General features: G+C 62.0%; 11 protein-coding genes. 4 read left to right on the top strand and 7 right to left on the bottom strand.

Features of this window, described 5'->3' with window-relative positions; genetic code table 11:
• Window positions 1-13: 13 nt before the first annotated feature.
• From Tal182_RS30445 to Tal182_RS30435, 3 genes are read right to left on the bottom strand one after another with little or no spacing between them, the layout of a single operon-like run.
• Complete coding sequence (locus Tal182_RS30445) at window positions 14-1,186, bottom strand: glycoside hydrolase family 88 protein (RefSeq protein WP_085861942.1); 1,173 nt, start codon at window positions 1,184-1,186, stop codon at window positions 14-16.
• 4 nt (window positions 1,187-1,190) lie between these two features.
• Window positions 1,191-2,027 carry a carbohydrate ABC transporter permease gene (locus tag Tal182_RS30440; RefSeq protein ID WP_020919612.1) on the bottom strand — a complete coding sequence of 279 codons (837 nt, stop codon included), beginning with the start codon at window positions 2,025-2,027 and terminating at the stop codon, window positions 1,191-1,193.
• Complete coding sequence (locus tag Tal182_RS30435; protein WP_085861941.1) at window positions 2,024-2,980, bottom strand: sugar ABC transporter permease; 957 nt, start codon at window positions 2,978-2,980, stop codon at window positions 2,024-2,026. Before Tal182_RS30435 ends, Tal182_RS30440 begins: the two co-directional genes overlap by 4 nt.
• Before the next feature lie 221 nt (window positions 2,981-3,201).
• Between Tal182_RS30435 and Tal182_RS30430 the strand changes: the two genes are divergently transcribed.
• Together Tal182_RS30430 and Tal182_RS30425 are read left to right on the top strand one after the other, a co-directional pair.
• On the top strand, window positions 3,202-4,995 hold the full coding sequence (locus Tal182_RS30430) for a heparinase II/III family protein (protein ID WP_085861940.1): 1,794 nt from the start codon (window positions 3,202-3,204) through the stop codon (window positions 4,993-4,995).
• Between the two features lie 52 nt (window positions 4,996-5,047).
• Window positions 5,048-5,896 (top strand): carbohydrate-binding protein, encoded by an 849-nt coding sequence (locus tag Tal182_RS30425; protein WP_085861939.1) that lies wholly within the window; start codon window positions 5,048-5,050, stop codon window positions 5,894-5,896.
• On the opposite strand, the gene Tal182_RS30420 is transcribed toward Tal182_RS30425, so the two are convergent.
• A complete protein-coding gene (locus tag Tal182_RS30420; RefSeq protein ID WP_085861938.1) occupies window positions 5,891-6,901 on the bottom strand; it encodes a helix-turn-helix domain-containing protein in 1,011 nt (336 codons plus the stop codon). The genes Tal182_RS30425 and Tal182_RS30420 overlap by 6 nt on opposite strands.
• Window positions 6,898-7,464 carry an isochorismatase family protein gene (locus tag Tal182_RS30415; protein WP_064813205.1) on the bottom strand — a complete coding sequence of 189 codons (567 nt, stop codon included), beginning with the start codon at window positions 7,462-7,464 and terminating at the stop codon, window positions 6,898-6,900. Before Tal182_RS30415 ends, Tal182_RS30420 begins: the two co-directional genes overlap by 4 nt.
• Before the next feature lie 194 nt (window positions 7,465-7,658).
• Here Tal182_RS30415 and Tal182_RS30410 point away from each other — a divergent pair, with 194 nt between their 5' ends.
• Together Tal182_RS30410 and Tal182_RS30405 are read left to right on the top strand one after the other, a co-directional pair.
• Window positions 7,659-8,327 carry a response regulator gene (locus Tal182_RS30410; RefSeq protein WP_064807633.1) on the top strand — a complete coding sequence of 223 codons (669 nt, stop codon included), beginning with the start codon at window positions 7,659-7,661 and terminating at the stop codon, window positions 8,325-8,327.
• Window positions 8,317-9,717 carry a sensor histidine kinase gene (locus Tal182_RS30405; RefSeq protein ID WP_085861937.1) on the top strand — a complete coding sequence of 467 codons (1,401 nt, stop codon included), beginning with the start codon at window positions 8,317-8,319 and terminating at the stop codon, window positions 9,715-9,717. The genes Tal182_RS30410 and Tal182_RS30405 overlap by 11 nt, the downstream gene beginning before the upstream one ends.
• A gap of 427 nt (window positions 9,718-10,144) precedes the next feature.
• Here Tal182_RS30405 and Tal182_RS30400 read toward each other — a convergent pair whose 3' ends face one another.
• Both Tal182_RS30400 and Tal182_RS30395 read right to left on the bottom strand, forming a co-directional pair.
• A complete protein-coding gene (locus Tal182_RS30400; protein WP_064812710.1) occupies window positions 10,145-11,026 on the bottom strand; it encodes an ABC transporter permease in 882 nt (293 codons plus the stop codon).
• 11 nt (window positions 11,027-11,037) lie between these two features.
• Complete coding sequence (locus Tal182_RS30395; protein ID WP_004677388.1) at window positions 11,038-11,856, bottom strand: ABC transporter ATP-binding protein; 819 nt, start codon at window positions 11,854-11,856, stop codon at window positions 11,038-11,040.
• Between the last annotated feature and the right edge of the window lie 65 nt (window positions 11,857-11,921).

Genomic DNA, 11,921 nt, shown 5'->3' with positions numbered 1-11,921 from the left:
GATTCTCCTCACCTCACCAATAGGAAGACCAGCGGCGCGACAGGCGCGTCAAAGCTTCCATGTAATAATAATCTCCCCAGGAGACGCATTCATCGACGCCCTCGCCGCGGCAGGTGTTGAAGGGCGATTTCTTCGAATAGGTGGCGTGCAGCACCAGGCCGTTTGAAACCGCGGCGTCCTTGACCGCATAGTGATCGGCAAGGCTCTTCATCATGCGCCGCGCCAGCGTGCGGTAGCGCTCGGCGGTTTCAGGTTCGACGAGCTCGGCCATTTCAAGCAGGCCACAGGCCGTGATCGAGGCTGATGAACTGTCGCGCGGCTCGCCATCGCCATCCGAAAAGACGAGATCCCAATAGGGCACCATGTCGGCCGGCAGCCGGTTGAGGTAGAAGGCGAGCAGCCGGTCGAAGGTCTGGCGATATTCCTCGATCCGCTCGTAGCGGTAGGAGACCGCCATGCCGGCGATGCCCCAGGCCTGCCCGCGCGCCCAGGCGCTGTCGTCCCGGTAGCCCTGCTTGGTGGCGCCGCGCACCGGCGCGCCGGTGACCGGGTCCATGTAGAAAGTGTGATAGGTGGAATCGTCGGGACGCACCGAGTTGGCGAGCGTGGTGCGAGCATGGGTGAGCGCGATCTCACGATATTTCGGATCGCCCGTCTCGCTGCTGGCCCAGTAGAGAAGCGGCAGGTTCAACAGGCAATCGATGATGTAGCGGTATTCCTCCGGCCTGCCCTTGCGGCCCCAGGCCTGGATGAACTGGCCGATCGGCTGGAAGCGCTCGATCAGCTGGTCGGCGGCCAGGATCGCGGCCTTGCGGCCGTCCTCGTCCCCGACGAGCTTCCAGGCGGCGATGCAGGAGGGCGAATAGAGAAAGCCCATGTCGTGATGATCGGTCTCGATGCGGTTGACGATCCGATGCAGGAAGGACTGGACCTGGATCTGCGCGGCATGCCGGAACACAGGATCGCCGCTATGCTCGAAGGCGAGCCACAGCTCGCCCGGCCAGAAGCCGGCGGTCCATTGGTCGTTGGCGACGGCGGGATAGAAATTATTGACGCTCGAATGGTTCTGCGCGGCGTAGGTGAATGTGGGAAGATTGCGCCGGACCTGCTCGACGGCAAGATCGAGCGCGGTTTTCACTTCCTTGTCGGTGATCGGCTGCGGGGCGACTGTTGAAACGGCATTCATGGCTTTAACCCTTCAGTCCCGTCGAGGCGATGCCTTCGACAAAGAAGCGCTGCAGAGCGAGGAAGACGACGAGAACGGGCACGAGTGCGACGACGGAGGCCGCCATGATCAGCCCGTATTCGGCTGAATATTGCGAGATGAACATGCGCAGGCCGATCTGGACTGTCTTCAGCTCCGTCTTGGTCAGATAGATCATCGGGCCGAGGAAATCGTTCCAGGTGCTGACGAAGGTGAAGATCGTCAGTGTCGAGAGCGCAGGCTTGGAGAGCGGCAGCATGATGCGCGCCCAGATCTGATATTCGTTCATGCCGTCGATGCGCGCCGCCTCGCAAAGCTCGGTCGGGATCGACATGTAGAATTGCCGCATCAGGAAGACGCCGAAGGCGGTGAAGGCCTGCAGGCAGATCAGCGCCAGATGCGTGTTGTTGAGGCCGAACTCGCGCATCAGCAGGAATTGCGGCACCATATAGACCTGCCAGGGCATGGCGATGGTGGCGATATAGCCGAGGAACAGCGTGTTCTTATAGGGGAAATTCAGCTTGGCGAAGGCGTAGGCCGCAAAGCTTGAAGTCAGAAGCTGCAGCAGCGTGACGATGATTGTCAGCTTCGAGGTGTTGTAGATGAAGAGCGCAAGCGGGATCTTCGTCCAGATATCCACGTAGTTCTGCCATTGCGGCTGTGACGGTATCCACTCGATCGGGAAGGCGAAGACGTCGCGGCTGAGCTTCAGGGATGCCGAAAGCATCCAGGCGAAGGGCATCAGCATGACAATCGTCACCGTGACAATGATGGCATAGAGCAAGACCGTTTTGGCGGTCACCTTGCGTCCCGCGATCCTCATGCCTCGTCCTCCCGCTGGCGGCGGAACTGGAAGACGGTGACGGCGAGCACGAGGAAGAACAGAACGAGCGCCACCATGCTGGAATAGCCGAGATCCCAGGAAATGAAAGCCTCGTTGTAGATGTGGTAGACGAGAACCAGCGTCGAGGTGCCGGGGCCGCCCTGGGTGATCATGTAGATCTGGTCGAACACCTTGAAGGACTGGATCGTCAGCATGACGGTGACGAAGAAGGTCGTCGGCCCGAGCTGCGGCACGGTGACATGGATGAATTTCTGCCAGGAATTGGCGCCGTCGAGATCGGCTGCCTCATAGAGTTCGGCATTGATCCCCTGCAGCCCGGCCAGATAGATGACCATGTAATAGCCCATGTTCTTCCAGATGCCGAAGAGGATCACAGTGACCATCGCCCAATGGCGGTCGGCCGCCCATCTCGGCATGTTTTTCGGATCGAGGCCGAGCGTATAGAGGATCATGTTCACCGGCCCCATCTCGGGGTTGAAGATCATGTTCCACACGACCGCGACGGCGACCAGCGAGGCGACGTAGGGAAAGAACATCGCGGTGCGGAAGAAATCGCGGCCTACGATCTTCTGGTTGAGGAGAACGGCGAGGCCGAGCGCACAGAGCAATGTCGCCGGCACCGAGGCGACCGTGTAGATGATCGTATTCCAGAAGGCTGCGATGAATGCCCTGTCCTCGAAGAGCCGCCAGAAATTGTCGAGCCCCGCGAAGGTGATCGCGTTCGAGCCGTCCCAATGCATGAAAGCAAGCGCGAAAGCGAAGAGGATCGGCCCGAGCGTGAAGACGGCGAAGCCGAGGAAATTCGGCGCGATGAAAGAGTAAGCGACGAGCGCGCTGCGGATCTTGCGCTGCCGTTTGGACAGGACCGCCACCTTCCGGTCAGAAGTTGCCGGGGCGCCATCCGTTGCGATGATCGAATTCGATATGGACACCGATGCTTTCCTCCTGCGCGGATCTTCTGCGGCTGACGGCTTGTGGATTCCTCTGCCGGCCGCCGCCATTCTCCCCCGACCAACGGCATAACACATATCTGGCACTGGTCAAACAAGTTCTGAATAGATCATACAAATTTTATAGCGGACGCTAGAAACATATGATAAGTGAGCATGGAAGGCCACACGCTCGTGGCGGCATTTTCAGCGTAGTGAGGAACATGTTCAGCGAGATTTCAGGAGGTCTGCCGGACAGCTTGGGCGACTTCACGCCCGGAGCGGTTTCTTCCGATCGCGGGAGATGGAGTGCGGTGCCGCAGGCGATGCGCGATGCGGTTATTCGCGATGCCGAAGCCACACTTGCGCGGGTCTGGCCTCTGATCACGGCTTCAGATTACCGCGAATACACGACGAGCGGCAATCGCTCGCGTTTTGAGGAGCTTTATTTCACCCGGCGGCGGATGCTCAATGATGTGGTGCTCGGCGAACTCGTCGAAGGCAATGGGCGGTTCCTGCCGAAGATCATTGACGGCATCTTCCTGATCGTGGAGGAGAGCGGCTGGCAGCTTCCGGCGCACAATGGCTATGAACGTGGTGGCCCGCGCCTGTCGCTTCCCGATAATTCGCAGCCCGTTGTCGACCTCTTCGCCGCCGAAACGGCAGCCCTGCTCGCAACGATCGTCGCCCTGCTGGGCAAGGCGCTCGACGGCGTCAGCCCTGAGATCACCGCACGGGTGGCGCGCGAGATCGAGGGCCGCATTCTCTTGCCTTATCTCGGGCGGCACTTTTGGTGGATGGGCCGTGGCAATGAGAGGATGAACAACTGGACAGCCTGGATTACCCAGAACGTCCTGCTGGCGACCTTCTCGCTGAACACTGATCAGGCGACGCGCCGGGCGGTTGTCGAGAAGGCGCTCGGTAGCCTCGACGCTTTCCTCAAGGACTATGCCGAGGATGGAGCCTGTGAGGAGGGCGTGCTCTATTATCGTCACGCCGCCCTCTGCCTTCATGGCGCCTTGACGGTTCTGGACGCCGCGGCGCCGGGCCTTTTTGCCGGGATCTGGCAGCAGCCGAAGATCCGCAACATGGCCGAATATATCGCCAACATGCATGTGGCCGGCCGCTACTATTTCAACTTCGCGGACTCCTCGGCCGTCGTCGAGCCCTGCAGCGCACGGGAATATTTGTTCGGCAAAGCGGTTGGTTCGCAGATGCTGGCGGACTTCGCCGCAGCCGACAGGGCTGCCGTCGAACACCCGCATTTGCCCGAGGAATGGAACCTCTGGTATCGCGTGCAGGAACTGCTGGCCGGCCCGCAGATCCCGATCATCGAGCCGCATGCGCTGTCGCGCCGGGACATTTTTTATCCCGGCATCGGCCTGCTTGTCGCTCGCGACGATCGGTTCTCGCTTGCGGTCAAGGGCGGCAACAATGGCGAGGGCCATAATCACAACGACGTCGGCAGCGTGACCCTCTACAAGGACGGGCGCCCATTCCTGATCGATGTCGGCGTCGAGACCTACACGGCGAAGACCTTTTCGCCGCGGCGCTACGAGATCTGGACGATGCAGTCGGCCTATCACAACCTGCCGACATTCGACGGCGTCATGCAGTCCGCCGGCGAAGCTTTCGGCGCGCAGGACGTCGAAACGGAATTCGGTGAGAACCTGGCGCGCATATCTCTCGACATCGCTGGCGCCTATCCGGTGGAAGCGCAACTGCGCAGCTATCGGCGTGCCGTCTCCTTGGTCCGCGGACGCCATGTCGAGATCGTCGATAGCTATGACGGCGACAAAGCGGCGGTTCTGTCGCTGATGACATGCCTGCCGCCGACGATCACCCGGGACAGGATCGATCTTGCCGATCTCGGCAGTATTTTCGTCGACGGCGCCGGGCCGATCGAAATCGACGAGATCGAGGTGAATGATCTCAGGCTGAGATCGGCTTGGCCGGAGAAGCTCTATCGCCTGCGCATTCCGCTTGCCGGGAAGCTCCTGAAATTACTGATAAATTAAATAGTTAGAGCCTGATGCTGTCAGAAATCTTCAGGCTCTGAGGAGGACGAACATGGAATTGACGCTGAAGATCGTGGATGCCGATGGGTCCGTATTGGCAAGCGCCACTGGGCAGGATGAGACGTTCCTGGTCTATCGTCAAAGCTATCGCGAGGGCGAGCAGGTGATTGTGGAAGTCTCCAGGCCCGGACATGTCTTTCTCGCGCTGGACAGTGCGATCCAGCCAAGCCTGGTCTATATGAAGCAATGTTCCTACGCGCTTGCGGTGCCTTTCGGCGACAAGCGCAAATCCTATTCCCCGAATGCGTTCAGCGGCGATATCCACCGGCTGTCCGTGCGCTGTGCGCGCCCCGAGGAGATCGCCCATCGGCGCAATCTTGCGCTCAACCCCTGGGACGATCACGCCAACCGGGCGCTATTTCCGCATGCGCGCGCCAATGTCGAAACCCGAGGCGAAGCGGTCTTTGCCGCCAGAAACGCCATCGACGGCGAAAAGGCCAATGACGATCATGGCTTCTGGCCCTATACGAGCTGGGGCATCAATCGCGATCCGCAAGCGGCGCTGACGGTGGAGTTCGGCAGGCCGGTCCGCGTCGACGAAATTGTCTTCTACCTTCGCGCGGACTTCCCGCATGATTCCTGGTGGGAAGAGGTGAGCGTCACCTTCTCGAGCGGCAAGACCTCTCGTTTCCCGCTGGTCAAATCCGGTGCCGCCCAGGGCTTTTCCATCGAGCCCTGCATCATCGAATGGATCGAGCTGCATGGCCTCATCAAGGCTGAGGACATCTCACCCTTTCCGGCGCTGACGCAGATCGAGATCTGGGGTACGGATGTAGCCGGCGCTGCAACCCCCGGCGTCGAAAATGAGGTCGGGCGCGCGCCCCTTCCTCTTACTCTATGAGCCCACGGCCGGCTTCGTCCGGGCCGCGCTCGGCGGGCTGTCATGCAGGCGGTTCCAGGCGCGGCGCAGTTGCCGGGCCGAGCCGAAGCCGGCGCGCATTGCCACGGCCTCCATATCCAGCCTTGAGCCGGCGAGCATCTCGCGGGCGAGCGCCACGCGCATGCGGTTGACGAAATCCGTGACGCTCATGCCGGTGTGTTCGTTGAACAGCCGTGAGAGGTTTCGCGGGCTGGCGCCGCTGAGGCGCGCGAGCGAGGCGACCGACCAGTCGCGGGAAGGATCGGCGGCGACTGCATCCTGGGCGCGATGGATGGCCGGGTGGATATGGTTGCGGCCTTCGAGCCAGGGCGAAAGCTGCGGATCCGAGCCGCCGCGCCTGAGATAGACGACGAGATATCGCGCCACCGCAAGCGCGCAGGCATGTCCCGCCGCTTCGGCAACGATATGCAGCATGAGGTCGATGCCGGCGGTGATGCCGGCGCTGGTGAGGCGCTCCCCATCCTCGACGTAGAGCCGATTGTCCCGGATGCGCGCGGTGGGCGCGAGCCTTGCCAGGTCCTCCATGCAGCCGTGATGGGTGGTGCATTCGCGGCCATCGAGCATTCCGGCCTCGGCCGCGAGCAAGGCGCCCGAGCAGATCGAGGCCAGCCGAACCCCCGGGCGAATGGCCCGCTTCAGCCAGGCGACGATCGCGGCCTGGGCGGCGCGCTCCTCTTCGTCCCACGGACGGTTGTTCTCCATCGGCGCGTCGGCGCTGCCGGCGATGACGACGAGCGCCTGATCGGGCAAGCGCTCCGGCAAGGCGGCGACACCCGTAACGGCAAGGCCGATCGAGCTGCCGACCGTTGCCGATGGGCCGATATAGGTGGCGCTGAAGCGCACCGTCTTCTGTTCGAGGTTCGCCTTGCGCAGCACTTCGATCGGGCCGGCGACATCGAGCAGCAGCACGCGCGGCGGCACGACGACGTAGACGGGGATATCGAAGGGCCGCGCTGTATCAGTCATGCCGCGAGTTGCTCTCCGCTTCCCGCCAGCGCCTGTTCGACGGTTGCGATCCGGGCGAAACGGCCCGACAAAACCAGTTCCGTGCGGCCGCGGATTTCTCCGGCGCTCCATGTGCGTCCCGATACGTCCGTCATCGGGAAGGTCAGGGTCGCTTCGCCGACATAGTCGACTTGATAGCCGAGATCGGAGGCGTGACGGGTCGTGGTCTCGCAGCACTGTTCGGTACGGATGCCGGAGACGATGATGCGGCGAACGCCATTCCTGGTCAGCCACACGTCGAGGCCCGAACCGACGAGTGCACTATGGCGGTTCTTCCTGAAGATCGCTTCGGGAGCGATCCTGAGAGGGGCGAGCGTTCTGACGAAGCCCGAGCTTTCCGAAAACGGCCCGTTTCCGTCAACATGAAAGATCTGGATGACGGGTATTCCGCGGGCTTCTGCGCCGTCGATAAGAGCCTGCTGGCGTTCGATATAGGCGGGTGCGAGGCCTTCATCCCAATAATCGCGCTGCCGGAAGGACTCCTGGGCGTCTATGACGAGAAGAATGGTTTCATGGCCGGACATTTTCTGCTCCGTGGTGGTTGATCATGAAGCCATATTCTGCCGCCTAAAGCCAAAGGAAAATGCCCGCGTCGGACAAATGGCGGACAATTCGCGCCAATGATTGCCGAGGGCGGCGTCGCGCCGGGAGCGGCAGGCGAGATACAACGCCTTAGGCACGCTTCCGCCATGCCCTCTGCCCGTGCTAAGGGGGACGGATGAGACTGCTTGTGGTGGAGGACAACAAGGATCTGGCGGCCTGGCTGGGCAAAGCCCTGCGGCAGGCGCAGTACACTATCGATATTGCCTATGATGGCGAGGACGCCGAGCATCTGCTCAAGGTGGCGGAATATTCGGCGATGATTCTCGACCTTTCGCTGCCCAAGCTTGACGGATTGACGCTTTTGAAGCGGCTGAGGCAGTCAGGAAACAAGTTGCCGGTCATCATCCTGACCGCGAATGCAAGTCTGGACGGCCGCGTGGCCGGACTCGATAGCGGCGCCGACGACTATCTCGCCAAGCCTTTCGAAATCGCCGAACTCGAGGCGAGAATCCGTGCCGTGGTGCGCCGCGGGCAGGACCGGGCATCCTCCGAGATCACCGTCGGGAACCTGCGTTTTTCCGGGGGCACGCGGCAATTTTTCGTGGCAGACGAACCACTGCAATTGACGCCGCGGGAATATGCCGTTCTCGAACAGCTCGTCATGAAGCTCGGCACCACTGTCTCGAAAGCCGCCCTGTCCGAAAGCGTCTTCGGTTTCGACGACGAGGCCGATCCGAGCGCCATTGAAATTTACGTCCACAGGCTCCGCAAGAAGCTCGAAAACAGTTCGGTTCAGATCGCGACGCTACGCGGGCTCGGCTATCTCCTCAGACATGTCCAATAGCGTCGTGACAAAGGCGGGCGGAACGATCACGCGGCTCAGCCAGAGCCTGAGGGTGCAACTGCTCTGCTGGGTGCTGCTGACGCTCTTCGGCGCCATCGCCTTCAATCTCTACGACAGCTTCTGGTCGGCCGACGCGACGGCAAAGCTGGTGACGGACCGAACGCTTCTTGCATCCGCCCGGGTCATCGCCGAGGCGGTGCGCGTCGATGAGGGCGGCAATGTTCAGGTGGACGTTCCGCCGGCCGCGCTCGAGATGTTCGATACGGGCTTTGGCGACCGTGTGTCCTACCAGGTCATCACCGCCTGGGGCAATCTGGTGAGCGGCTTTCCCGATCTGCCGCGGCCGACCGTCCAGCGCGTCGGCGAGGATCTCGCCTTCCATGGCGCCGACGTGCGCGTCTTGATGCTCGATCATCCGGTCGTCGGTCTTCCCAATGACGGCACGATCTCGGTGACCGTCGCCGTGACGCATAACAGCCAGTATGCGATGCGAAGGCAGTTGTGGCTTTCGGATTTTTCCAAGCAGTTCGTGCTCGTCTTTGTCGCAAGCCTGGTTACGATCCTTGGGCTTCAACGCGGCCTCGCGCCTGCTCTGAGGCTGCGGGACGCGGTGCGCCGGCGTGGGCGCAACCGTCTTGATCCGCTGTCACCCGAGATGGTGCAGAGCGAATTGCGTCCGCTCGTCCATGCGCTGAACGATTACATGGAGCGCGTCCAGAACCAGATGGCCGCACAGCGGCGGTTCGTATCGAACGCGGCGCATCAGTTGAGGACGCCGCTCGCGCTGATTTCGACGCAGGCGAGCGTGGCCTCCCGCGAAGACGATGCCGCCCGCCGCGACGAGGCGCTTGCTGCGCTGCGCACCAGCACCCGGCAGATTTCGCGTCTCGCCAGCCAGTTGCTGACCTTATCGCGGGCCGAGCCCGGCAGCCGCCGCCCGCGCAGCGACGCGACCGATCTCTGCAAGGCGGCCCGCGAGATCCTGGAGGCCTATGCCGAAGAAGCGCTCAAGCGCAACATCGACGTGGGCCTGGAGGCGGACCGGCCGGTTGTCGTCGAGGGCGATGGGACGATGCTGCGCGAGATGCTGGTCAACCTCATCGACAACGCGATCCGTTATAGCAAAGCCGATGGACGGGTGACGGTCGCCGTCGGGCAGGCGGACGGCCACGCCGTCGTCACCGTTGAGGATAACGGGCCGGGCATTCCCGAAGGGGAGCGCCAGCAGGTTTTTGAGCGGTTCTATCGGATCATGGGAACCGAAAGCGAAGGGAGCGGACTCGGGCTTGCGATTGTCCGCGAGGTCGTCGAAGGGGCTGGAGGTTCGGTTTCGCTCGGTGATGCTGAAGGCGGCGGTCTCGTCGTGATCGTTCGGCTTCCGCTTGCTTGAATGGTCATGCTTGGGCTTGTCCATGCTGTGCGGTTCGCTGGGATAGCTTGCCCCTCATCGTAACCCTCATATGCGCTGGGTTAGGGGCAAAGGCAGCCAAGACTATGGATGTGAGTCAAGCCTGGGATGTTGATTTGACCGATATTTTGGCTCACTGGCCGAAGGTTGAAGCGGGGCTGCCGGTCGGCTCAGAGCCTAACCTAGCGCATATGACCCTAGCCCTCCCCCGCAAACGGGGCGAGGGGACGTGGCTTCCGCGACGTGAGAGGGGAACGGAGAGGCCGCGGTACATCCCCTTCTCCCCGCGCGCGGCGAGAAGGTGGCGGCAGCCGGGTGAGGGGCAAGCGCCGGACGACACGTCAATAAAACGAAGGCCGGGCGTTAGCCCCGCCTTCGCTTCGATCTGCCTTGGGAGGAGGCCGATTTATTACTGCGTATCGAGGTGCTGCTGCGGGCGCCATTTCGCCAGGCGGTTCTCGATCAGCGTCATGATGTATTCTGCAACAAGCGTGACGACCATGACGAGGAGGATGGCCGCGAACATGCCGGCCGCATCGAACGTGCCCTTCGCGATCGAGATCAGCTGGCCGATGCCGAAGCGGGCGCCGACGAATTCGCCGACGATCGCGCCGATGATAGCAAAGCCGAAGGAGACGTGAAGACTGGCGAAGATCCAGCTCATTGCCGAGGGAATGACCACCGTGCGCGTCACCTGCCAGTCGGAAGCGCCGAGAATGCGGGCATTGGCGATCATGTTGCGGTCGGCTTCGCGCACACCCTGGAAGGCGTTGGCGAAGACGACGAAGAACACCATGATGAAGGCGAGCGCCACCTTGGACGGCAGGCCGAGACCCATGATCATGATGAAGATCGGGGCCAAGACGACGCGCGGGATCGAGTTGATCGCCTTGATGTAGACGGAGAAAATGTCGGAGAGGAAGCGGTTGCGGCCAAGCCCGATGCCGACGAAGACGCCGGTGATCGAGCCCGCAAAGAAGCCGATCAGCGCCTCTTCCATCGTCACCCACAGATTATACCAGAGCGATCCTTCGGTGGTACCTTCGGTCGCCCATTCGTAAAGCCGCTCAAGCACGCCGCTCGGGCTCGAATAGAAGAACGGGTCGATCCAGTTCATGTTGGAGGAGAGCTCCCACATGCCGATCACGAAGACCAGGATGGCGATCTGCCAGAAGCGCACCAGCGTGTTGCGCCGGCGTATTGCCTTCAGCGCGGAGGCTTCGATCTCGGCATCTGATGTGCCCGGGCGAAACAGGGTGGCCGAGCCGGCCTCGAATGTGACGTGTGCCATGGTATCCTCCGTCAGGCCGCTTCGCTTGCGCGGCGGTAGCTGGTCTCGACCTCTTCGCGGAGATCCTCCCAGATCGTCTTGCAGTAGTCGATGAAGCTCTGCTCGTAGCGGATCTCCGACACGACGCGGGGGCGGGGAAGGTCGATCGGATAGACCGATTTCACCGTGGCGGGGCCGGCGGTCAGAACATAGACCTTGTCGGCAAGCGCTACGGCCTCTTCGAGATCGTGGGTGACGAACACCACCGAGGCTTTGCGCTCGGCCCAGAGCTTCAGAAGTTCTTCGTGCATGACCGTGCGGGTCTGCACGTCGAGCGCCGAGAAGGGCTCGTCCATCAGCAGGATTTCAGGTTCGTTGATGAAGGTCTGCGCCAGCGAGACGCGCTTGCGCATGCCGCCGGAAAGCTGATGGGGATAATGGTGCAGAAATTTCGACAGGCCGACGCGCGCCAGCCAATCGCGGGCGCTCTGTTCCGCCTCGGCGCGGGACTTGCCGCGGAACAGCGGGCCGGCCATGACGTTTTCGATCACGTTTTTCCAGGGAAAGAGCGCGTCGGTCTGGAATGCAAAGCCGACACGCGGGTCGATGCCGGTGATCGGCCCGCCCATCAGGCGGACTTCGCCGGCGCTCGGGCGTGCGAGGCCCGTCACGAGATTGAGCGTCGTCGACTTGCCGCAGCCGGTCGGGCCGACGACGGCGACGAATTCGCCGCGGGCGACCGTCATGTTGAAATCGCGAAGCGCAGTCAGCGACTTTCCGGTCGGCGAGACGAAACGTCGGCTGACGTTGATCAGCTCGATCGCGGGGATCTGTTTGGTGTCCTGTTGCATGGTGATACCTGAAGGCGTGCTTAAGGGCGCGCACGCAATGCCCATGATCGAACGGACGCCGCTTC

Origin of the sequence: Rhizobium sp. TAL182, from assembly GCF_002117725.1 — a bacterium.
GTDB classification, from domain to species: Bacteria; Pseudomonadota; Alphaproteobacteria; order Rhizobiales; family Rhizobiaceae; genus Rhizobium; species Rhizobium esperanzae.
Note: the sequence above shows the minus strand (reverse complement) of the source record. Positions and strands in the feature narration are given on the sequence as shown.